At 62.8% G+C, this 23382-nt stretch carries 20 protein-coding genes; 15 read left to right on the top strand and 5 right to left on the bottom strand.

What is annotated here, in order from left to right; translation table 11 throughout:
• Positions 1-149: 149 nt before the first annotated feature.
• A complete protein-coding gene (locus WBF69_RS10150; protein WP_424263753.1) occupies positions 150-1058 on the top strand; it encodes a LysR family transcriptional regulator ArgP in 909 nt (302 codons plus the stop codon).
• 25 nt (positions 1059-1083) lie between these two features.
• The gene (locus WBF69_RS10145) at positions 1084-1689 is read left to right on the top strand and encodes a tRNA-(ms[2]io[6]A)-hydroxylase (RefSeq protein ID WP_424263751.1); all 606 of its coding nucleotides are present in this window, start codon (positions 1084-1086) and stop codon (positions 1687-1689) included.
• 27 nt (positions 1690-1716) lie between these two features.
• Here the strand turns inward: WBF69_RS10145 and WBF69_RS10140 are convergent, their stop codons facing one another.
• Positions 1717-3315, bottom strand: a complete 1599-nt coding sequence (locus WBF69_RS10140) for a methyl-accepting chemotaxis protein (protein ID WP_424263749.1) — start codon at positions 3313-3315, stop codon at positions 1717-1719.
• Between the two features lie 157 nt (positions 3316-3472).
• Positions 3473-5443, bottom strand: a complete 1971-nt coding sequence (locus WBF69_RS10135) for a methyl-accepting chemotaxis protein (RefSeq protein WP_424263747.1) — start codon at positions 5441-5443, stop codon at positions 3473-3475.
• A 242-nt stretch (positions 5444-5685) separates the two neighbouring features.
• On the opposite strand from WBF69_RS10135, the gene WBF69_RS10130 reads away from it, so the two are divergent.
• Complete coding sequence (locus tag WBF69_RS10130) at positions 5686-6846, top strand: mechanosensitive ion channel family protein (RefSeq protein ID WP_424263745.1); 1161 nt, start codon at positions 5686-5688, stop codon at positions 6844-6846.
• 61 nt (positions 6847-6907) lie between these two features.
• The gene (gene htpG / locus WBF69_RS10125; RefSeq protein WP_424263743.1) at positions 6908-8812 is read left to right on the top strand and encodes a molecular chaperone HtpG; all 1905 of its coding nucleotides are present in this window, start codon (positions 6908-6910) and stop codon (positions 8810-8812) included.
• Here htpG and WBF69_RS10120 read toward each other — a convergent pair.
• Entirely contained in the window at positions 8809-9744 is a 936-nt protein-coding gene (locus WBF69_RS10120) for a LysR family transcriptional regulator (RefSeq protein WP_424263741.1), read from the bottom strand. The genes htpG and WBF69_RS10120 overlap by 4 nt on opposite strands.
• A 117-nt stretch (positions 9745-9861) precedes the next feature.
• Here WBF69_RS10120 and WBF69_RS10115 point away from each other — a divergent pair, with 117 nt between their 5' ends.
• From WBF69_RS10115 to WBF69_RS10070, 10 genes are all read left to right on the top strand, one after another.
• A complete protein-coding gene (locus WBF69_RS10115; protein ID WP_424263739.1) occupies positions 9862-10875 on the top strand; it encodes a Bug family tripartite tricarboxylate transporter substrate binding protein in 1014 nt (337 codons plus the stop codon).
• Between the two features lie 93 nt (positions 10876-10968).
• The gene (locus WBF69_RS10110) at positions 10969-11499 is read left to right on the top strand and encodes a tripartite tricarboxylate transporter TctB family protein (RefSeq protein ID WP_424263737.1); all 531 of its coding nucleotides are present in this window, start codon (positions 10969-10971) and stop codon (positions 11497-11499) included.
• Positions 11500-11509: 10 nt separating this feature from the next.
• On the top strand, positions 11510-13018 hold the full coding sequence (locus tag WBF69_RS10105) for a tripartite tricarboxylate transporter permease (protein ID WP_424263735.1): 1509 nt from the start codon (positions 11510-11512) through the stop codon (positions 13016-13018).
• Between the two features lie 41 nt (positions 13019-13059).
• A complete protein-coding gene (locus WBF69_RS10100) occupies positions 13060-14082 on the top strand; it encodes a 4-hydroxythreonine-4-phosphate dehydrogenase PdxA (protein ID WP_424263733.1) in 1023 nt (340 codons plus the stop codon).
• 44 nt (positions 14083-14126) lie between these two features.
• Entirely contained in the window at positions 14127-15299 is a 1173-nt protein-coding gene (locus WBF69_RS10095; RefSeq protein ID WP_424263731.1) for an L-rhamnonate dehydratase, read from the top strand.
• A 26-nt stretch (positions 15300-15325) separates the two neighbouring features.
• Positions 15326-16321, top strand: a complete 996-nt coding sequence (araD1, locus tag WBF69_RS10090) for an AraD1 family protein (RefSeq protein WP_424263729.1) — start codon at positions 15326-15328, stop codon at positions 16319-16321.
• A complete protein-coding gene (locus tag WBF69_RS10085; RefSeq protein WP_424263728.1) occupies positions 16321-17889 on the top strand; it encodes an aldehyde dehydrogenase (NADP(+)) in 1569 nt (522 codons plus the stop codon). Before araD1 ends, WBF69_RS10085 begins: the two co-directional genes overlap by 1 nt.
• A 137-nt stretch (positions 17890-18026) precedes the next feature.
• Positions 18027-19136 carry an S-(hydroxymethyl)glutathione dehydrogenase/class III alcohol dehydrogenase gene (locus tag WBF69_RS10080; RefSeq protein ID WP_424263726.1) on the top strand — a complete coding sequence of 370 codons (1110 nt, stop codon included), beginning with the start codon at positions 18027-18029 and terminating at the stop codon, positions 19134-19136.
• 55 nt (positions 19137-19191) lie between these two features.
• The gene (gene fghA / locus WBF69_RS10075; protein ID WP_424263724.1) at positions 19192-20034 is read left to right on the top strand and encodes an S-formylglutathione hydrolase; all 843 of its coding nucleotides are present in this window, start codon (positions 19192-19194) and stop codon (positions 20032-20034) included.
• Positions 20035-20068: 34 nt separating this feature from the next.
• Positions 20069-20734: an ankyrin repeat domain-containing protein gene (locus WBF69_RS10070; RefSeq protein WP_424263943.1), complete on the top strand. Its 666-nt coding sequence runs from the start codon at positions 20069-20071 to the stop codon at positions 20732-20734.
• Here WBF69_RS10070 and WBF69_RS10065 read toward each other — a convergent pair.
• Positions 20697-21518: an isocitrate lyase/PEP mutase family protein gene (locus WBF69_RS10065; RefSeq protein WP_424263722.1), complete on the bottom strand. Its 822-nt coding sequence runs from the start codon at positions 21516-21518 to the stop codon at positions 20697-20699. The genes WBF69_RS10070 and WBF69_RS10065 overlap by 38 nt on opposite strands.
• Before the next feature lie 112 nt (positions 21519-21630).
• The gene (locus WBF69_RS10060) at positions 21631-22551 is read right to left on the bottom strand and encodes a LysR family transcriptional regulator (RefSeq protein WP_424263720.1); all 921 of its coding nucleotides are present in this window, start codon (positions 22549-22551) and stop codon (positions 21631-21633) included.
• Between the two features lie 194 nt (positions 22552-22745).
• Here WBF69_RS10060 and WBF69_RS10055 point away from each other — a divergent pair, with 194 nt between their 5' ends.
• Positions 22746-23357 carry an NADPH-dependent F420 reductase gene (locus WBF69_RS10055; RefSeq protein ID WP_424263718.1) on the top strand — a complete coding sequence of 204 codons (612 nt, stop codon included), beginning with the start codon at positions 22746-22748 and terminating at the stop codon, positions 23355-23357.
• The last annotated feature ends 25 nt before the right edge of the window (positions 23358-23382 follow it).

The raw sequence follows: 23382 nt of genomic DNA, 5'->3' as shown, positions 1-23382 counted from the left end.
GAAAATGCATGATGCGGCGAAGGACGGTGCAGGCCTTGTCCTTCGCGGGATGCCGTTATTGTCACGTGCCCCTCAAATAAATAAAAACTAATTTTATTAAATATGATTAAGATATCCTTAATTAATTGGAATTAGGCGAAGGAACCTGCATGCAGTTGGATCACGACAATCTGCGCGCCCTGGCCGCCGTCGTGCGGGAAGGCAGTTTCGAGCGGGCTGCCGCCGCCCTGCACGTGACCCCGTCTGCGGTGTCCCAACGCATCAAGACTTTGGAATCCCGCATGGGCAGGTTGCTGGTGCTGCGCACGGCGCCCGTTCAGGCGACGGCGGATGGCCGCGTGCTGGTGCAGCTGGCGAACCAGGCGGCTGTGCTGGAACACGAGGCGCTGGACCGTTTGGGCATGAGCGCCGACAAACCCGTCCCCAGCCTGCGCATCGCCGTCAACCATGACAGCCTGGAAACCTGGTTTATCGAGGCTGCCGCCCGGTATGCGGCGCAGACCCGCGCGACGTTGGACATGATTCCCGAAGATCAGGATCACTCGGCGGCCCTGTTGCGCAACGGCAGCGTGCTGGCCGCCGTCACCACGCTGGGCGCGCCGGTGCAAGGTTGCCGGGTGCATGCCCTGGGCAGCATGCGTTACGTGGCGACCTGCACGCCCGGTTTCCGTGCCCGCCATTTCCCGCAAGGCGTGACGGCGGATGCTCTGGCCCAGGCGCCCGTGCTGGTGTTCAATCGCAAGGACGACATGCAGGCGCAGTCCGTGCGCCCGATCATGGGCGGACAAGCCTGGCAGCCGCCCACGTGGTGGGTACCCTCGTCTCATGCCTTCGTGGCGGCCACGCTGGCCGGTCTGGGCTGGACGCTGAATCCGCTGCCGATGGTGCAGGCATCGCTGGACGCGGGGCATCTGGTGCCTGTGTGGCCGGATCGCTGGCACGATGTCCCGCTGTATTGGCAGTATTGGCGCACGGGTACGCATACGATGGAACAGCTGACCACGGCGGTGCTGCAGGCAGCCCGGACCTTGGCGCAGCCTGCTGCCGCCGGCGCCTGATCCCGGCACACTAAAATGCATGACCATGAATCTGCCGTCTGATTTGATCGAATTTCTGCCTTGCCCGACCCCCGAGGCCTGGGTGCAGACCGCGCTGGCGCAGCAGGACATCCTGCTGTTGGATCACCGCAATTGCGAACTGAAGGCCGCCGCCACAGCCATGAGCCTGATTGCGCGTTATGGTCAGGATGCCGCTCTGGCGATGACGCTGTCCAAACTGGCTAGAGAAGAACTGGTGCACCACGAGCAGGTGCTGCGGCTGATCAAGCGGCGCGGCATCGCCTTGCGCCCCTTGACCGCCAGCCGTTATGCGTCGGGTTTGCGGGCGGCGGTGCGCACCCATGAACCGGCGAAATTGGTGGATACGCTGATCGTGGGGGCGTTTATCGAGGCTCGGTCCTGCGAGCGCTTTGCCGCGCTGGTGCCGCATCTGGATGAAGAGCTGGCGGCGTTCTATGCCGGTTTGTTGCAGTCGGAAGCCCGCCATTACCAGCACTACCTGCGCTTCGCAGAGCAGTATGGGGCAAGCGATGACATCCAGCGGTCCGTGGCGCGGATCCGGCAGCTCGAGCAGACCCTGATCGAATCCCCCGATCCCGAATTCCGCTTTCATAGCGGCTGCCCCGCCTGATCCTGGCGCATCAGGCGGGAAGCTGCCTTATTCCTGCGGCAGGGCAGGTGCCTGATGCTGTAACTGGAATACCCCCACCGCCCGATTCAGGCCGTTCATCTGCTGATTCAGTGCCTGGGCGGATGCGCCCGCTTCGACCACCAAGCCGGCATTTTGCTGCGTGACCTGGTCCATCTGGGCGATGGCCTGATTGATCTGCTCGATGCCGGATGCCTGTTCGCGGCTGGCCAGGGTGATTTCCCCCATGATGTCGGCCACGCGTTTGACGCTGGTGACGACGTCGGACATGGTCTGGCCGGCGCCATCGGCCAACTGGGCGCCCGAGCGGATTTTCTGCACCGTGTCGTCGATCAGCCCCCGGATTTCATGCGCCGCATTGGCGGATCGCTGCGCCAGGGCGCGGACTTCGCTGGCGACCACGGCAAAGCCTTTGCCCTGTTCGCCGGCGCGCGCGGCTTCGACGGCGGCGTTCAGGGCCAGGATGTTGGTCTGGAAGGCGATCGAATCGATGACGCCGATGATGTCGGCCATTTTCTGAGTCGAGGCGTTGATGTCGTCCATCGTGCTGACCACCTGGGAAACCGTCTGGCCGCCCTGCATGGCGACGTTGGACGCCGTCGCCGCCAGCGTATTGGCCTGTTGGGCGTTGCTGGCGTTGTGGCCGACCGTGCTGGTGATTTCTTCCATGCTGGCGGCGGTTTCCTGCAGCGATGCCGCCTGCTGTTCCGTGCGGGCGGACAGATCCAGGTTGCCGGTCACGATCTGGCCCACGGATTCGGCGATCCATTCGGTCCCCTGGCGCACCTGGGTGACTGCCTGGGCGATGCCGTCGCGCATGACCAGCATCGCGTGCAGCAGGCTGTGCGTATCGTCATCGCGCACCGGGATATCCACCCGCAAATCGCCCTGCGACATGCGGTGGGCGATCGCGATGACGGTGTCGGGCTCACCCCCCAGCTGCCGTACCAGGCGGCGCGACAGCAGTATGCCGACCGCCAACAGGATGACGGCCAGAACGCCCGCCGCCAGAGCGAATTGACCCGCCTGGCGCCAGACGATGGCATTCACCGTATCCAGATAGACACCCGACCCCAGGATCCAGCCCCAGGGCGCGAAGCCCTTGACGTAGGAAACCTTTTCCACCGGCTGGGCGGCCCCTTGCTTGGGCCACAGGTAGAACACGAAGCCGTCGTGAGTGGGGCTGGCCTTGACGGTGTCGACGAAGGCCACGAACAGCCGCAGGCCGTTTGGATCTTTCATGTCGGACAGATCCTGGCCGACCAGCTTGGGTACGAAGGGATGCATCAGCATGCGCGGCTGCATGTCGTTGATCCAGAAATATTCCTGGCCGCTGTAGCGCATGCCGCGGAGGGTGTCCATCGCCTGCTGTTTGGCCTGGTCTTCGGGGATATGTCCCTTTTGCGCCTGGTCGTGGAAGTAGGTGATGACGCCGTAGGCGGATTCCACGGCCTGGCGGGCGCCGACTTCCCGCTCGTGCAGCAGAGCGCTGCGTTCCATCCACAGCAGGGCGCTGGTCAGGATGGCGATGCCGACGATGGCCAGGCCGGTGAATAGCGTGAATTTGAAAGAGGTGGTTCGGGTCCAGCGGATGTGTGAGCGCGCCATAGTGCTGTCCTATAAGGGCCGAGCAGTGGCTGAAGGGGAATCAGGAGCGCGCATGCAACGACCGAGTTGTTTCAGGTGGTCCGGAAAGGACCTCCTGAAAAGTGTATTGCCATTTTGAAACTATTTGTTCGATATTGAGCCGGTGCCTGTCATTGATTCATGTATGTGTGATCCTTGCCTGTTCGGCGCCCATCTGAAAAATCGCCACGCTGTCGGCCAGATGATCCGCCTGTTCGCTCAGCGAATCGGCAGCGGCGGCGGCCTGTTCCACCAGCGCGGCATTTTGCTGCGTCACCTGATCCATCTGCGTGATGGCCAGATTCACCTGATCGATGCCGGTGGCTTGCTCGTTGGAAGCCGAGGCGATTTCCCCCATGATGCGGGTGACGCGGTCGACCGCCGTCATCAGGCCTTGCATGATCGTGCCCGTCTGCTCGGCCTGCCGCGAGCCGGATCGCACTTCCTGGGATGCGGTATCGATCAACTGCTTGATTTCCCGTGCTGCGTCGGCGGACCGCTGCGCCAGGGCGCGGACCTCGCTGGCGACCACGGCAAAGCCTTTGCCCTGTTCGCCGGCGCGCGCGGCCTCGACGGCGGCGTTCAGGGCCAGGATGTTGGTCTGGAAGGCGATGGAATCGATGACGCCGATGATGTCGGTGATGCGGGCCGAACTATCGGCGATGCGCTGCATGGTGGCGACCATGGACTCCACCGCCTGTTCGCCCTGGTGAGCGGTATCCGATGCGCCTGCGGCCAGCTGATTGGCCTGGCGGGCGTTGTCGGCATTCTGGCGCACGGTGGCGGCCAGTTCTTCCATGCTGGCGGCGGTTTCCTGCAGGGATGCGGCTTGCTCTTCGGTGCGACTGGACAGATCCGTGTTGCCGACGGCGATTTCTCGCGAGCCGGTATGGATTTCACCCACGCTGCGACGGACTTGCCGGATCATGCGGCGCAAGGCGTCTTGCGTATTGCGCAAGCTGCTTTGCAGCTGATGGACTTCGCTATGACTATTGGCCGGGCTGTCGGCGATTTCCTGGCTGAGATCGCCCGCGCCCAGTCTTTGCATGCCGGCGACGATGTCGTGCACGGGCGCCAGTGTGCGCCGCGCCAGCCAGAAGATCGCCAGCGCGATCAGCAGCGTGCCTGCCAGCATCAGAGCCAGCTGAATCCACATTTGCCGGTTGCTGTCGGCCAGGTAGTCGTCGACCGGACCGAAGCCGTAGATCACCCAGTTCCAGTTGGGAATGACTTTCCACGACAGAAAGACGGATTGCTGCATGACGAAGACTTCCTGGGCGCCGAGAGGGGCGCTGTTGAAGGTCCGGTCCATCGTCGCAAAGTCGGCGGGCGGATTGCCGGCGCTCAGCAGATCGCCGGGTTGCCCGAACAGGCCGGCGACCCGGATCCAGTCTTTGCGGTCCAGCGTGGGGCGGATGACGAACAGCTGGCCGTGGTCCGCCAGTTTGGTGGCGGTCAGGTCCTTCAGGACGGGATCGATCTGGGCGCTGATGTCCAGACGGTTGACGATGCCGCCATAGACCTTGCCGTCCGCGCCTTTCAGGGGGTTGGTGGTGACCAGATGCCATTTCTGCTCGACCAGTTCGGGCACATTGATGACTTGACCGCGATCCAGGGCCTGGGCGATCGGGTCGGCTGGGTCCAGGGTCTGGCCCAGGGCGTGGTCGGGCTGGTCTTGGTAGGCGCTGGCGATGCGTGTCCAGCCCTGGGTCGTGCGGGCATAGAGTTCGGCGGTCATGCCGGTCACGCTGCGCATCAGGGCCTGGTCGCCGTTCAGGGGTTTGCCGCCGGCGGCCAGCACGGGCAGGCCTTGGGTGGTCTGCCCGGTGGGTTCGGGCGTGCCGCCCATATAGCGGATCAAGACCGGATACAGGGACTGGCTGCGGTTGCGCCCGATGTCGAAGATCAACTGCAGGATGCGGTCGTAATCCTGCAGACCCATCCGATTGGCCGAGCTGACATTGTCGATGGCCGTCTGGCGGCTTTGCCAGGTGACGATGGAGGCCAGGATCGCCATGACCAGAACCGTCGTCAAGGTGGCAGCGGCAAACAATTGGGTGCCCAGAGTGGCGCGGGACATACGGCTGGCGCCTCTGTGTCGTTTGAACATGGTGTGTCTCCCGAGGGCAGTGCTTGTATGGCGCGCATGCCGGCGCCAGGACCTGCCTATGTTGATCAGCATAACGGTACGGGTTCGCGTGTGATTGGGAAATGACCCGGTCGAAATACACCTTATTTACGTTCAGACATAAAGGCCGGGGTTTGAAAGGGCGGACAGGCCCCGTACACTGGAAGGCTCGTAACCTGGATGTGGGGCCGACGGATTTGGACGGGCAGACGATTTTTAAACAGATGGCGGCGATGTATCAGGAATGGCAGACGACCATTCTGGTGTTTGCCGTGGTGCTGATCTCTTTGGCGGCGGGCGCCGTGTTGCGGATGGCGCTGGCGCGCCTGGCGCGCCGCCTGCACCCGGTGCGCCATGTCTGGACGCACGGTCTGTTGTCCGGTGCATCGCTGCCCTTGCAGATGTTGATCTGGGTGCTGGGCATTGCGCTGGCCGGACAGTTGCTGCTGCAGCACGGCGGGGATCCGCCGCCTGATTCCCTGCTGGCGCATGGGCTGGGGCCGGTGCGTGACGTGCTGGTCATTGCCGTGGTGATGTGGTTTTTGCTACGCGCCGTCAATCAGATCCAGTCCAATCTGCTGGCCAGAGCCCGGGATCGGGAACGCGAGCTGGACCCCACGGCGGCGGATGCGATCGGCAAGCTGACCAAGGCATCCGTCGTCATCACGGCCATTTTGATGATGATGCAGGCGCTGGGCTTTTCCATCGCCGGCCTGCTGGCTTTCGGCGGCATGGGCGGCATCGCCGTAGGTTTCGCCGCCCAAAGCCTGGTCGCCAATCTGCTGGGCGGTTTGACGATCTTCGCCAGCCGGCCCTTCAAGGTCGGCGAATACATCATCATCCCCGGCACGGACCTGATGGGCGGCGTCGAGCACATCGGCTGGCGCGCCACCCGCCTGATCGGTTTTGATTGCAAGCCTTTCTATGTGCCCAACGCCATGTTCAATACCCAGCCGGTGATCAACCACACGCGCATGACCAACCGGCGCATCATGGAAGACATCCATATCCGCTACGCCGACATCGACGCCGTCCCCGGCATCGTGGCCGATGGCAGAGCCCTGCTGCGCGAACACCCTGGCATCAAGCATGATTTCTTCGCCTTCAATTTCAGCAGCTGCGGTACGTATTCGCTGAAACTGTCCTTGTATGCCTTTACGGTCAGCACCGATTACAACGACTACATGGATGTGCAGGAAGATGTGTTGTTGAAAATCGCCGACATCATCCGCCGACATGGCGCGCGCATGACCGGACCGGTATCCACGGTGGACATGCCGCAGTTGCAGGGGCAGTCACCCGTGCCGTTCGATCCCGCTGCGGGGTCGGGCCAGGCCGCCTTGTCGCCCATGCCCCCCAGCCTGCCGCCTGTGCCTGGGGCTTGAAAACGCAGCGGCTTGCCCCCATCTGCGGAACCGTCTCGAACTACTTTCCCTCTTTCGCACCATGAGTCAAATCGATACGCAAACGGCTGAAACCCTGGGTTTTCAGGCCGAAGTCAAACAGCTGCTGCATCTGATGATCCATTCCTTGTACAGCAACAAGGAAATCTTTCTGCGCGAACTGGTGTCCAATGCCTCGGATGCCTGCGACAAGCTGCGTTTCGAAGCCATCGATCAGCCGGATCTGCTCGAAGGCGACGGCGAACTGCGCATTCGTGTCGAATTCGACAAAGACGCCCGCACCATCACCATCAGCGACAACGGCATCGGTCTGTCGCGCGACGAAGCCATCGCCAATCTGGGCACCATCGCCCGGTCCGGCACGCGGGAATTCTTTTCCCAACTGACGGGCGACAAGCAAAAAGACGCGCAACTGATCGGTCAGTTCGGCGTGGGCTTTTATTCGTCCTTCATCGTGGCGGACAAGGTCACCGTGCGCAGCCGCCGCGCGGGCTTGCCGGCCGCCGAGGGCGTGCTGTGGGAATCCGACGGCCAGGGTGAATTTTCCGTATCGGTCATCGACCAGGAACAGCGCGGTACTTCCGTGACCTTGCACCTGCGCGCCGATGAAGACGAATTCCTGTCCGGTTGGAAACTGCGCGAAGTCCTGCGCCGTTATTCCGACCATATTTCCTTGCCCGTCCAGATGCTGAAAGAAGCATGGGACGCTGAAAAATCAGAGCAGGTGACCCAGGATGAATGGGAGACCGTCAACCAGGCCAATGCCTTGTGGACGCGGTCCAAATCCGACATCACCGACGAGCAGTACCAAGAATTCTACAAGCACGTCGCCCATGATTTCGAAAACCCGCTGGCCTGGACGCACAATCGCGTCGAGGGGCGCAGCGAATACACCCAGCTGCTGTATGTCCCGAAGCGCGCGCCCTTTGATCTGTACGACCGGGATGCTCGCCGGGGCGTGAAGCTGTACGTCAAGCGCGTCTTCATCATGGACGATGCCGAGCAGCTGCTGCCGGCCTATCTGCGTTTCGTGCGCGGGGTGGTCGATTCCGCCGATTTGCCGCTGAACGTCTCGCGCGAAATTCTGCAAGAAAGCCGCGACGTGCGTTCGATCCGCGAAGGCTGCGCCAAGCGCATCCTGGGCCTGCTGGACGATCTGGTGAAGGACAAGCCCGAGGAATACACGGAATTCTGGTCGCAGTTCGGTCAGGTTCTAAAGGAAGGCATCGGCGAAGACCCCGCCAACAAGGACCGAATCGCCAGCCTGTTGCGCTTTGCGTCAACCCATTCGGACAGCCCGGCGCAGACCGTGTCCCTGGCCGACTATATCGCGCGCATGAAAGAAGGCCAGGACAAGATCTACTATCTCAGCGCCGATTCCTACGCGGCGGCGGCGCACAGCCCGCACCTGGAGGTCTTCCGCCGTAAAGGCCTGGAAGTCCTGCTGCTGTCCGACCGCGTCGATGAATGGATGCTGTCCTATTTGCGCGAATTCGAGGGCAAGTCCCTGGCTTCGGTCGCCAAGGGCGGGCTGGATCTGGACGCGCTGGCCGACGAGGCGGAAAAGAAACAGCAAGCCGAGGCCGCCGAAGCCTTCAAGCCGACCATCGAGCGCCTGAAGACGGCGCTGGGCGATCGGGTCAAGGACGTCCGCGCCACGGCTCGCCTGGTGGATTCGCCCGCCTGCGTGGTGGTCGATGAAAACGAACTCAGCCCGCACCTGCTGCGCATGCTGAAGGCCGCCGGTCAGGATGCGCCGGACGTCAAGCCGATCCTGGAGGTCAACCCGCAGCATGCGCTGGTCAAGCGCCTGGAAGCGCAGGCCGACGATGCGTTTGGCGACTGGGCCGAACTGCTGCTGGATCAGGCCATGCTGGCCGAAGGCGCAGCCCTGAAGGACCCGGCCTCGTTCGTCAAACGCATGAATGCGTTGCTGCTGAACAGCTAAGCCGAATATCTCCGTTGGGCCGTAGTTTGCGTCGCCCGCGTCTTCATTTCCTCGATGAAGATCTGCACTGCCGGGCTGGGCGAGCGGGTCTTGCGCATCAGGATGCCGAAGGGCGGCAAATGCTTGCGGATGGGTAGCGGCACGATGGCCAGCGTGCCGCGCTCTGCGTAGTGATTGGCGACCAGGGTCGGCATCACGGCCAGCATGTCCGAATGGCGCACCAGCGACGAAGTCAGCAGCATGGACGAGGTTTCCATGATGTTCAGCGGTAGCGCCAGGCGGGCCTCGACGAACGATAGCTCGATGACTTTGCGCATCGGGCTGGGGTGCGCCTGCAGCACCCAGGGCAGGCCGGCCAGGTCGCGCAAGGTGACGTGGTATTTGCGGGCCGCCTGGTTCTGCGGGCTGCAGACGATGGACAGCGCTTCTTCCTGGATCGGCTCGAAAACCAGGCTGGCGCCGTCCCAGGTGTCGGGGATGCGACCGATGACCACGTCCAGCCGTTCTTCCTTCAAGGCGGTGATCAGCACGTCGCTGGTATCCACCTGAATGCTGATCGCCAGTCGCGGGTGCTGCTGCTTGACGCCCAGCAGGGTGTTGGTCAGCAGCTGCGGCACCGGGGCCATGATGGCGCCGACACGGATCTTGCCGATATTGCCCGAATGAATGGCCAGCAGCTCTTCGCGTACTCCGGCCAGGTCGGCGGACACACCCTGGGCATAGCGGGTCATGGCCTCGCCGTAGGCGGTCGCCTGCAGGCCGCGCCGGCCTCGTTCAAAGAGTTTCAGACCGATCAGGTCTTCCATGTCCTGCAGCATCTTGGTGGCGGCGGGCTGGCTCATGCCCAGGTGTTCAGCGGCCTTGCGCAGGGAATGATGTTCCTGGATGGCCAGCAGCAGCATCAACTGCCGGGTGCGAAGCCGATTGAACAAAACGGTCTGATTAGGTATAAGCACTGGTTATGCAATGATCAGTTAATTTCAATATTAAGTTATCACTATTCTGCTAAGCTGCCTAGCACCTCATACACCAATGACAGGAGACATCCAATGGTAAGAGCCTCTTCCAAATATCTGAGCAAGGCTTTGCTTGCCGCCAGCGTCGCCGTGGCGTTCGGCGCAACCGGCACCGTGGTGGCCGCCGAAGCCTGGCAGCCGACCAAGAACGTCGAGATCATCGTGGCAGCGGGTCCTGGAGGGGGCACCGACCAGTTGGCTCGTCTGATTCAATCCATCATCACCAAACACGATCTCATGAAGGTCTCGACGGTGGTGCAGAACAAGGGCGGCGGCAATGGCGGCGAAGGCTTCCTGGACCTGAAGCTGTCCCAGGGCAACCCCTACAAGATCATCGTGGGCACCAACAACGCCTATCTGCTGCCCATGGTCGCCAAGCTGGGCTATCAGTGGACGGATCTGACGCCGGTCGCCACGGTCGCCCAGGATGACTTCATCCTCTGGACCTCGACCAAGCTGCCTTTCACCAGCGCCAAGGACTACATCGCCGCCGTCAAGGCCGATCCGTCCAAATACCCCATGGGCGGCAGCCAGTCCAAGGACGTGGACCAGACGCTGACCATGCTGCTGAACAAGGTCGAAGGCACGAAATTCACCTACATCCCGTTCAAGAGCGGCGGCGAAGCCGTCACCCAACTGGCGGGCGGCCATATCGGCTCCAACACCAACAACCCGTCCGAAAGCCTGTCTCAGTGGAAGGCCGGGCAGGTGCGTCCCCTGTGCGTCTTTAGTAAAGAACGCATGGTCTACACCGAAAAAGTGACGGACACCCAAGCCTGGTCGGACATCCCCACCTGCGTGTCCGAAGGCATCAAGATCGACGAATACCGCTTCCCGCGCACGGTCTTCATGCCCGGCGGCGTGACCGAAGCCCAGCAGGCTTTCTACGTGGAACTGCTGCGCAAGGTCACCGATACCCCGGAATTCAAGGACTACCTGGCCCGCGGCGCGCTCGTGCCGTCCTTCGTGGCAGGGGATGACTTCAAGAAGCTGATCGAAGAAGACAGCGCCCGCGCGCGTGACATCTTCCGGTCCGCCAATTGGTAAGTCGTGGATGACGGGGCGCGCTTCGCGCCGCCCCGTGCGGTTGCAATACAGGCCCCGTCCGTCTGGGCGGGGCGCCCGTCAGGGAATATTCCTATGAATCAGGACACAAGACAGGGGCCGGGCAATGGCGCCGAGGAACGTGGCGGCATCAGCCTGCGCGTCGGGGGGCTGTTTACCTCCAGCATGTTGATGCTGATCGCAGCCGTGGTGATGATCGACAGCCTGGACCAGGGCATAGGCTGGGATGTGGCCGGTCCGCAAGCCGGGTATTTCCCGTTTTACATCGGTCTGCTGATGTTCCTGGCCTGTCTGGGGACCGCAGTCCGCACCATCCTCCACTGGCCCGAAGGGCGGGGCCGCCTGACGACCAAAACGGAATTGCGGCAGGTCCTGAATGTGTTTCTGCCGATCGTGGCTTACGTCGTGCTGATGTTTTTCGTCGGCATGTATGTGTCGGCGGCGTTGTTTCTGGCCTGGTTCATGTGGCGCCTGGCGGAATCCGGAAAGCCCCATCCGATCTGGAAAATCCTGCTGATTTCCATCAGCGTCCCGCTGGCGACCTACTTCATTTTCACCGTGTGGTTTGAAGTCAATCTGTACGCCGGCCCTTTCGCCGATTTCTGAGTAATTTGTCATGGAACAGTTTGATCTGCTCATGCACGGCATGGGGGTGGTGCTGACCTGGCAACACCTGATGCTGATGGTGGCCGGCGTCCTGCTGGGCATTCTGGTCGGCGTGTTGCCCGGCCTGGGCGCCCCCAATGGCGTGACCTTGTTGCTGCCGCTGACCTTCAGCATGGAACCCGTCTCGGCCATCATCCTGCTGTCCTGCATGTACTGGGGCGCCTTGTTCGGCGGCTCGGTCACATCGGTCATCTTCAACATTCCGGGCGAGCCCTCGTCGATCGCCACTACCTTTGACGGCCACCCGCTGGCCAAGCAGGGGCGGGCGGGCGAAGCCCTGGCGGCGGCGTATACCTCCGCCCTGTTCGGCGCGCTGGTCGGCGTGTTGCTGCTGACCTTCCTGTCCACCTATATCGCGAACTTCGCGATGGAATTCAGTTCGCCCGAATTCTTTGCGGTGTACGTGCTGGCCTTTGGCAGCTTCATCGGCCTGGGCAAGACACCGGCCCTGAAAACCGTGGCGGCCATGATGCTGGGCTTCATTCTGGCCAGCGTCGGCATGGACACGGTATCCGGCAATCTGCGCCTGACCTTCGGGATCACGGATCTGCTGCGCGGCATCAGCTTCGAAGTCGCCGTGATCGGTCTGTTCGGGATCGGCGAGATCCTGTGCACGGTCGAGGAAGGCCTGGTGTTCCGGGGCGAGAACGCCAAGGTCAATCTGCGCGTGCTCTGGGAAACCTGGAAGAAACTGCCGCGCTATTGGGCGACCTGGGTGCGCAGCTGTCTGATCGGCTGCTGGATGGGGATCACCCCGGGCGGGCCGACGGCTGCCTCGTTCCTGAGCTACAGCGTGGCCAAGAACATGTCCAAGCATCCCGAACAATTCGGCAAGGGCGCGCTGGACGGCGTGATCGCACCGGAAACGGCGGACCATGCCGCCGGGACCAGCGCCCTGTTGCCCATGCTGACGCTGGGGATTCCGGGTTCGGCCACGGCTGCCGTGATGCTGGGCGGTCTGATGGTCTGGGGCTTGCAGCCTGGGCCGACGCTGTTCGTCGAACAGAAGGACTTCGTCTGGGGGCTGATCGCCAGCATGTATCTGGGCAACGTCGTCGGTCTGATCGTGGTGCTGTCCACCATCCCGCTGTTCACCGCCATTTTGCGGATTCCGTTTTCCATCATCGCGCCCATCATCGTCATCATCTGCGCCATCGGCGCCTACGCCGTGAACCAGTCGCTGTTCGATGTGGGGCTGATGCTGGTATTCGGTGTCTTCGGCTATCTGTTCAAAAAGCTGAACTACCCGATCGCGCCGCTGGTTCTGGCTGCGGTGCTGGGCGACAAGGCGGAAGACGCCTTCCGCCAGTCGATGCTGTTCTCGAACGGCAGCCTGGATATTTTCTGGTCCAACGGTCTGGTTGGCACCATGACGACCGCCGGGATCGCGATGGCATTCCTGCCGGTGATTTCCAAGGGCGTACGGGCCGTGACGGGCCGCTTGAAGGCGGCTGCCTAGCCTGCCTGTGGATGAATCAATTTTTTTGGATGACGAGACGCATGAATCAAGACCAAACCATTGTGGCCCTGACGCTGGGCGACCCGGCCGGCATCGGCCCTGAACTGATCGCCAGATTGCTGTCCCAGCCGGCGGAACTGGGCGCGGACAAGATCGTGCTGGTGGGCGATCCTTGGCTGTGGGAACAAGGGCAGGCCATCGCCGGCGTGCAGGTGCCGACCCGACCGTTGGCATCGCTGGCGCAGGCGCGCCAAGCCCCGTCGGATTTGCCGCTGTTCGTGGCCGTGGACACGGTCAGACCGGAACAGGTCGTGATGGGGCAGGTGGACCGCGCAGGTGGCGCGTCCGTGCTGCAGGTGCTGGATATGTGCATGGACGCCGCCTTGGCGCGCCAGATCGATGCCATCTGCTTCGCTCCCCTGAACAAGCACGCCATGAAACTGGGCGGCCTGCGCCACGAAGACGAACTGCATCACTTCGCCGAATACCTGAAGGTCAGCGGCTATTTCTGCGAGTTCAATACCCTGGACGGCCTGTGGACGGCGCGGGTGTCCTCGCATATCCCGCTGAAGGACGCCACGCAGTACATCACCCGTGACCGTGTGCTGGATGCCGGTCGCCTGATCTACCGCTCGCTGCAGGCAGCGGGCAATGCACAGCCGCGCGTGGCGGTGGCCGCCGTCAACCCGCATGGGGGTGAAGGCGGCACCTGCGGGCGTGAGGAAGTCGACATCATCGCCCCGGCGGTGGCCGAACTGAATGCCGAAGGCATCCCCGTGCAAGGGCCGTATCCGGCGGACACCATTTTCCTGAAGGCGCGCGACGGCCAGTTGGACGCCATCGTGACCATGTATCACGACCAGGGTCAGATCGCCATCAAGCTGATGGGCTTTGAAAAGGGCGTCACCGTGCAGGGCGGCCTGCCCGTGCCGATCACGACCCCGGCCCACGGCACCGCCTACGACATCGCGGGCAAGGGCCGCGCCAATGTCCAGGCCATGCGCAACGCGTTCCTGATCGCCAGCCGCATGGGCGCTTCTTATCGGGTTCAGGCCGACGCCTGAACCCTCACCGACAGACTATCCGCATTTTCCAGACGGAGCTTGAATTGAAGATCAAACACATCCGCGCCCGCGTCTTCGAATGGCAGGGCAAGACCGTGCCGCCGCAGGCGAATTTCTGCACCAATGCCATGGACGCCCTGTGGGACCGTGGCGATTCGATGGGCACGTTCCGTTTTCACGGCTGGACGGTCGTCGAAGTCGAAACCGATGATGGCATCATCGGCCTGGGCAACGTCGCCCTGGCCCCCAGGATCGCCAAACAGATCATCGACCAGTACCTGGCGCCGCTGGTGATCGGCCATGATCCCTTTGACTACGAATACCTGTGGCAGCGCATGTATCGTTCCACCCTGGCCTGGGGCCGCAAGGGCGTGGCGATGGCGGCGATTTCCGCCATCGATATCGCCTTGTGGGACATCATGGGCAAGGCCGTCGGCCGCCCGGTGTTCAAGCTGTTGGGCGGTCGCACCAAGGAAAAGATCCCCTGCTACGCGTCCAAGCTGTACCGCACCGATCTGGACGCCATGCAGGCCGAAGCCCAATCCTATGTGGACCAGGGTTTCACCGCCTTCAAGATGCGTTTCGGCTACGGCCCGAAGGACGGCCCCGCCGGCGTGCGCAAGAACCTGGACAGCGTCCAGGCCGTGCGTGACGTCATCGGCTACGACACCGACCTGATGCTGGAATGCTATATGGGCTGGAACCTGGAATACACCAAGCGCATCCTGCCCAAGCTGGAGATCTTCGAGCCGCGCTGGCTGGAAGAACCCGTGATCGCCGACGACATCGACGGCTATGCGGAACTGAACCAGTACGGCCCCATCCCGATTTCCGGCGGCGAACACGAATTCACCACCTATGGTTTCCGGCAGTTGCTGGACAAGCGCGCGGTGTCGGTCATCCAGTACGACACCAACCGCGTGGGCGGCATCACGGCGGCGCACAAGATCAACGCCCTGGCCGAGGCCTACAGCGTGCCGGTCATCCCGCATGCCGGCCAGATGCATAACTACCACCTGACCATGTCCACGCTGGCGTCCCCCATGTCGGAATATTTCCCCGTGCATGACGTGGAAGTTGGCAACGAGCTGTTCTATTACATCTTCGAGGGCGATCCGGCGCCGGTGAACGGTTTCATCGACCTGGACGAGCACAAGCCCGGCCTGGGTCTGACCCTGTCGGACCGCTATCTGGATCAATTCAACATCATCGAATAGCCAGGCAGGCAAGACAAGGATTCATCATGCGATTGATTCAATTCAAGGACCCCCAGGGGGTCAAGGCCGCGCTGGTCGACGAGACGGACCAGGTCAGCGTGATCGATCTGGTCGGCGGCACGTACGCGCTGGCCATGATGGCGCTGCAGCACCAGGTGCCGCTGAAAAACCTGATCCAGCAACACTTGGGCAACCAGGTGCTGTCCTATCAGGAATTGATCGATGCGCAGCGGCTGCTGCCGCCGTTGACCCATCCGGATGCGGCGCATTGCCTGGTGACCGGCACGGGGCTGACCCATCTGGGCAGCGCCGACACCCGCGCCGCCATGCATGCCAAGCTGGATGCGGACGACGCGAACCTTAGCGATTCCATGCGCATGTTCAAGATGGGGCTGGAAGGCGGGCGGCCTGCGCCGGGTCAGATCGGCGTACAGCCGGAATGGTTCTACAAGGGCGACGGCGATTGCGTCGTGGCGCCGGAATGCGCCTTGCCGGTGCCGGGCTGCGCCCAGGACGCGGGCGAAGAACCCGAACTGGTCGGCCTGTACGTCATTGCGCCCGATGGCACCCCGGTGCGCCTGGGCTTTGCCGTGGGCAATGAGTTTTCCGATCACATCACCGAACGCCACAACTACCTGTGGCTGGCGCACTCCAAGCTGCGCGCCTGCAGTTTCGGCCCGGAAATCCTGATGGGCGACCTGCCCGCCGATCTGCGGGGCGAATCCCGTATCATGCGTGATGACCAAGTCCTGTGGTCCAAACCTTTCGTGACGGGCGAAGCCAATATGGCCCATACCCTGGCGAATCTGGAACACCATCATTTCAAATACGCGGGATTTCGCCGGCCGGGCGACGTGCACGTGCATTTCTTTGGCACGTCCACGCTCAGCTTCGCGGACGGCATCCGCACCCAGGCGGGAGATCGTTTCGAGATTTCCCTGGGCGGCTTTGGCCGCGCCTTGCGCAACCCCATCGGCCAGCAGCCGGCGGATGCGCTGATCACGATTAAGGAGATTCACTGATGCAGTTGACGGGTCATCTTTTGATTGGCGGCCAGGCCGTTCAGGGTACCGGGGTTGCGGCACATTCCGTGAACCCGGCGACCGGCCAGGCGCTGACCCCGGAATGGCTGGGCGCCGATGCGGCCCAGGTGGATCAGGCCGTGCGCCTGGCCCAGGAAGCCTTTCTGGTCTACCGTGACCTGCCCCTGACGGCCCGCGCCGCGTTTCTGGAAACCGCCGCCGCCAAGGTCGAAGGCCTGGGCGATACGCTGATCGATCGCGCCATGCAGGAAACCGGTCTGCCGCAGGCACGCCTGCGCGGCGAGCTGGGCCGTACCGTCAATCAGTTGCGTTTGTTCGCCGACGTGGTGCGGCGCGGCGACTGGCTGGGTGTGCGCATCGAACGCGCGCAGCCGGATCGCAAGCCCATGCCGCGCAGCGACATTCGTCTGCGCCGTATCCCCATCGGCCCGGTGACGGTGTTCGGCGCCAGCAATTTCCCGCTGGCCTTTTCCGTGGCCGGGGGCGATACCGCCGCCGCTTTGGCGGCAGGCTGCCCTGTCGTGGTCAAGGCTCATTCCGCCCATCTGGGCACTTCGGAACTGGTCGGGCGCGCCCTGGCCGCCGCCGTGCAGGAATGCGGCCTGCCGCCCGGCGTGTTTTCCCTGCTGACCGGGCCGGGCAACGAGATTGGCATGCAATTGGTGCGTCATCCCCAGATCAAGGCCGTGGCTTTTACCGGTTCCCGGCAGGGCGGTCTGGCGCTGATGCAAGCCGCCGCCGCACGACCCGAGCCCATCCCTGTCTTTGCGGAAATGAGCAGCGTCAACCCGGTCTTCCTGCTGCCGGGCGCCCTGCAGGCCCGCGCCGAGCAGATGGCGCAGGGTTTCGTGACATCGTTGACGGGCAGCGCCGGTCAGCTGTGCACCAATCCGGGCCTGGTCCTGGGGATCAAGGGGCCGGATTTCGACCGCTTTACGAATGCAGTCGTCGCCCAGACGTCCGCCGCGCCGGCCAGCACCATGCTGACGGCAGGCATCCATCGCGCCTACGAGGCCGGTGTCCAGACGCTGCGCAATCATCCTCAGGTCCGTATCCTGGCCCAAGGGCAGGATGCACAGGGACCGAACCAATGCCAGGCATCGGTCGCCCTGACGTCCGCCGCCGCTTTCCTGGCCGACCCGGAAGGCCTGGGGGCCGAAGTATTCGGCGCCAGCACCGTGCTGATCGAGTGCGCAAGCCTGGACGACATGGTCGCCATCGCCCGCGCCCTGGAAGGCCAACTGACGGCCACCCTGCAAGCGCAGATGCCGGACGACGGCGCCTGGATGCAGGCGCTGCTGCCCGACCTGGAATTGAAGGCCGGTCGTATCCTGGTCAATGGCTTTCCGACCGGTGTCGAGGTCTGCCACAGCATGGTGCATGGCGGCCCCTTTCCGGCGACGTCCGATTCGCGCACCACGTCGGTGGGTACAATGGCGATTGATCGTTTCTTGCGCCCCGTCTGTTATCAGGACGTGCCCCAGGAAATATTGCCCCAGGCCCTGCAGGACGGAAATCCGTGGGGGGTGGCTCAGCGGGAATTCTGATGATGTCTGCGCCAGGCCATGACCTGGCGCAGGATGTTTCCGCCTGATTACAGCCGCCGGCCAGTTGCAGGGATATCGATCCCCGCCGCTGGCCGGTTTGTCTTATGGCCCAAGCAGCCTGAATTGGAGTCTTGCTGATGAAATCCCGCGCCGCCGTCGCCTTCGAGGCCGGCAAACCCCTGCAAGTCGTCGAAATCGACGTCGAACCGCCCCGCAAGGGCGAGGTCCTGGTCAAAATCACCCACACGGGTGTCTGCCACACGGATGCTTTCACCTTAAGCGGCGACGACCCCGAAGGTGTCTTCCCCGCTGTCCTGGGCCATGAAGGCGCCGGCATCGTGGTGGAGGTCGGCGAGGGCGTCACCAGCGTCGTCCCCGGCGATCACGTCATCCCCCTGTACACCGCCGAATGCGGCGAATGCCTGTTCTGCAAGTCCGGCAAGACCAATCTGTGCGTGGCCGTGCGCGCCACCCAGGGCAAGGGCGTCATGCCCGATGGCACCACCCGGTTTTCCTACCAGGGCCAGCCCATCTATCACTATATGGGCTGCTCGACCTTCAGCGAATACACTGTGGTGGCGGAAGTCTCGCTCGCCAAAATCGATCCCCAGGCCAATCCTGAACAGGTCTGCCTGCTGGGTTGCGGCGTCACCACCGGCATCGGCGCCGTGCGCAACACGGCCAAAGTCCAGCCAGGCGACACCGTCGCGGTGTTCGGCCTGGGCGGCATCGGCCTGGCCGTGGTCCAGGGCGCCCGCCAGGCAGGCGCTGGCCGCATCATCGCCGTGGATACCAATCCCGACAAATTCGCCCTGGCGAAAGTCTTTGGCGCGACCGACTGCGTCAACCCCAAGGACCACGCCGACCCCATTCAGCAGGTCATCGTCGGCATGACCGGCTGGGGCGTGGACCACAGCTTCGAGTGCATCGGCAACGTCAACGTCATGCGCGCCGCGCTGGAATCCGCCCATCGGGGCTGGGGCCAGTCCATCATCATCGGCGTGGCGGGCGCGGGCCAGGAAATTTCCACCCGGCCTTTCCAACTGGTCACAGGCCGGTCCTGGCGCGGCACCGCCTTCGGCGGCGTCAAGGGCCGGTCTCAACTGCCCGGCATGGTGCAGGAAGCCATGCGCGGCGACATCGACCTGGAACCTTTCGTCACCCACACCATGGGGCTGGATGACATCAATACGGCCTTTGAGCTGATGCACGAAGGCAAGTCGATCCGATCGGTCGTGCATTACTGATCACTTTTCAAGAGAGGAAAAAACCCTAGTGAATGATGTTTCCCAAGATACTGCTTTGACGCGCGTAGAGCGCCACACCAGCTTTGGCGGCAGCCAGGAAGTCTGGCAACACACATCCGACGTGCTGAATTGCGACATGCGCTTTGGCATCTACCTGCCCGCTGCCGCCCTGCGCGGCGAACCCTGCCCCGTGCTGTACTGGCTATCGGGCCTGACCTGCACGGAACAGAATTTCATCACCAAGGCCGGCGCCCAGGCTTACGCCTCCTTGCACAATGTGATCCTGGTCGTCCCGGACACCAGCCCGCGCGGCGATGACGTGGCCAACGACGCCGCCTATGATCTGGGACAGGGTGCGGGCTTCTACCTGAACGCCACCCAGGCCCCGTGGGCCGCGCATTACCGCATGCAGGATTATGTGGCGACAGAACTGCCTGGTCTGATCGAACGGCATTTCCCGGCGTCTGATGCGCGCAGTATCGCTGGTCATTCCATGGGCGGTCATGGGGCGCTGGTCACGGCCTTGCGTCATCCGGGGCGTTATCGCAGCGTGTCCGCCTTTGCGCCCATCGTCGCGCCGACGCAGGCGCCTTGGGGGCAAAAGGCCTTTGCCGCCTATCTGGGGGACGATGCCGCCACCTGGGCGCAGTGGGATGCGGTCGAATTGATCCGTGCGCTGCCCGCAGATGCCGAGCGCCTGCCTTTGCTGGTGGATCAGGGCCTGGACGATGAATTCCTGGAAGAGCAACTACGCCCTGAATTGCTGGAAGCGGCCTGCCGTGATGCCGGGTATCCGCTGACCTTGCGCAGGCAGGCCGGGCATGACCACAGCTATTACTTCATCGCCAGCCTGATTGGCGATCATGTGGCGTTTCATGCGGCGGCTTTGCGTGGATAAGCCACTGATCCGGCGGATCGCGGTCACGGCCTGTATGGCCTTGGTGGCTTTTTGCGCCCCAGGTGTTTTCGCCGGGGGCGCGGCGCCAGCCGCCGACCTGCATGCCGCGGCCATGCAGGACGATGCGGCGGCGATCAAGACGCTGTTGGCCCAAGGGGCGGCGCTGGAGGCCCGCGACGCCTCGGGGGCGACCCCTTTGCTGGTGGCTGCCAAGGCAAACCGGGTGCTTGCTGCCCAGGCCCTGCTTGACGCCGGCGCCGACGTGAACGCCAAGGACCACATCCAGGACAGCGCCTATCTCTATGCCGGGGCGCGAGGGCATCTGGAGATCCTGAAAATGACCCTGACGCACGGCGCGGATCTGAAGAGCCTCAACCGCTATGGGGGCACCGCCCTGATCCCTGCAGCTGAACGGGGCCATGTCGAGACGGTGCGGGTCCTGATCCAGGCCGGTGTGGCGGTCGATCACGTCAATAACCTGGGCTGGACCGCCTTGCTGGAAGCCATCATCCTGAGCAACGGCGGCGAGCCGCATCAGCGGATCGTGGACTTGCTGCTGCAGGCGGGTGCCGACCCCAATCTGGCCGATGGTCAGGGCGTGACACCGCTGCAGCATGCGCGTGCGCGCGGCTACCGAGACATCGAGGCCTCATTGCTGGCCGCTATCTCTGCAGCAGCCGCGCCATGTCCTCGTAGCTGACAGCCTCTTCACCGAAGTTGAATGTCCCAAGTTCCAGCATTTCGTGGCCGGCACGCAGGAACGCGCCCCATGCTGCCCGGCTGAGGGCACTGCCCACACTGATCCGTTTGACCCCCATGCCGGACAGATCGTCGACCGAAAAATTCATCCCCGGCGATCCCATCAGCACATTGATTGGCAGATCCACCGAGCTGACCACTGCGGTGATGTCTTCCCGAGTCCGCAGTCCCGGCGCATAGAGCACGTCGGCGCCCGCTTCCTGATACGCCTGCAGACGACGGATCGTGTCCTTCAGGTCCGTGCGCCCATGCAGATGGTTTTCCGCCCGGGCGGTCAACGTGAAGGCGTAGGGCAGGGACCGCACCGCCTCGACGGCAGCCTTGACCCGATCCACGGCTTCCGCCAGATCGTAGATCGGAGCGTCATCCCTGCCGGTGGCGTCCTCGATCGAGGCCCCCACCGCCCCCGTCTGCGCCGTCAGCCGGTAGGTTTCCGCGACGCCATCCAAGGTGTCGGCGTAGCCCGCTTCCATGTCCGCGCTGACAGGCAGATCGGTGGCCGCCACCAGTTCCGCCACGTGCGTCAGCATCTGGTCCCGAGTGACATGATAGTCAGACACGCCCAAGGTATAGGCATAGCCCGCGCTGGTGGTAGCCAGGGCCTGGAAGCCCATGCCCGCCAACAGCCGCGCCGTGCCGACGTCCCAGGGATTGGGGATGATGAAGGCGCGGTCTGTGTGATGCAGGGCGCCGAAGGCTTGGGCTTTTTGGGAGAGGGTGGGCATGGGGGTATCTGGGCTGGGGGGTGATGATCTTATTATTGTTCAATGTGTGAAGGGTGTCAGCTATCGATCCTGAACAGTCATGGATCATCTCTGAAAACAGACTGTCGTTGATCTACTGAGTAGGCGTGCGTCCATGAGTGGCATGCGATGTGCCAAGGAGTTCGACCATCCGCGACTCGCATGGGGAGAGGCCATACCCCCGTCGTTGCGAGATCATGAATGTCAGCGGGCCGATGTGCCAGGCGCGGCGCTCAAGTTCGACAAGCTGTCCGCTCGTCAGGTCCTCGCTGACGAGGTGCCGAGGCAGGTGTCCCCAGCCGAGACCGGCCCTGAGAAGATCACGCTTGGCGCCGAGGTCATTGACCAACCACTGGCGTTTGCCGGCGACACCCTGCTGGGTCTTTTCCGCTCCTGGTTGGTTGTCCGTCACGACGATCTGAACATGTCTGCCAAATTCGTCCATCGGGATGGGTTCCCGCATTGCGGCGAGTGGATGGGATGGCGCGGATACCGTCACCATCTCGGCCTCACACAGCCAGTGGCGTTCGATGGCATCCGGGTTCACCTCTGGCACGTTCCCGATCGTGACAGCCAGGGCACATTCCCTTTCCAGCACCAGGTTCTCGCCGCCTTGCATGGTCGTGATCCGCAGGTCGATCACTGCAGTGCTGAACTCCAATTGCAGTGTCCGCAGGCAGTCGATCAGGTGGGCACGCGGGAAGTAGGCATCGATCGCAACTGAAACCTGTGGCGCCCCGGTCCTGGCGATCGAACTGGCACGGTTCTTCATCTCTTCCGTGCGTGAGATCACCGCCCGCGCGTCCGGCAAGAGACTGTGCCCCGCCGCAGTGAGCTGCGCTTTCCGTGTGTTTCGCTCGAACAACTCGACATCAAATGCGCTTTCCAGCGCCTTGATCGCATGGCTGACGGCTGACTGTGCGCGCCGGAGTTTCCGCGCCGCACCGGAAAAACTTCCCTGATCGCATACCGCAACGAATGCACGCAGTTGGTTGATGGTGACGTTATCGAGCATCTATATCTAAACAATAGATTGAATTAATCAATTTTTCGTCAATTGTATTGATGAGTCAAGGAAACTAGACTGATTTCCAGTTTCAACAAAGGACGCCAACCCGGCGACACATCATGAACAGATTGAATGGAAAGAGCGCCGTGATCACCGGCGGCGCAACCGGCATTGGCCTGGCACAAACCTAAGGAGAGCATATGAGCTATGCAATTATTGGCTTCGGCCAGATCGGCCAGGCTCTGGCCAAGGCGTTTGCCCGAAACGGCATCGAGGTATCCATTGCAACTACTCGCGACCCGGAAAGCTTTGCATCCGCTGCGGCTGCGATCGGACCCGGCATCATTCCCAAAACACTGACGGAAGCGGTCAAGGCGGACATCGTCTTTTTGGCTGTCCGCTACGAGTCACACCGGGATGTCGCGAAAGTGCTGCCGACCTGGGAGGGAAAGATCATCATTGACGTGACCAATACCTATGGCGTGTCCCCTGAGGAACTGGAGGGACGGCCATCTTCCAAGCTCGTCGCACAGGCTTTCACGGGAGGAAGATTGGTTAAGGGCTTCAACCATTTGGCTGCTGCCGTCCTTGAGCAAGATCCGGTCGTACAGGGCGGCAGAAGAGTCGTGTTCCTGACGAGCGACGATGAGGGCGCAGCAGCGTCGGTGGCGGTCCTCGCCGAGCAGCTCGGTTTTTCACCCGTCAATCTTGGGAAGCTCGAAGAGGGCGGTGCGCTTGTGCACGCACGGAACAATACCTGGGGGCCGTTAATTTTCCAGGACCTGTTCAAGAAGGCGACGTCAGCCATGTAAGGCCATCCAGCCCGGAGGATAGCCT

The organism is Castellaniella sp., assembly GCF_049673105.1.
Lineage (GTDB): Bacteria > Pseudomonadota > Gammaproteobacteria > Burkholderiales > Burkholderiaceae_B > Castellaniella.
This window is presented reverse-complemented; position numbering and strand designations above follow the sequence as displayed.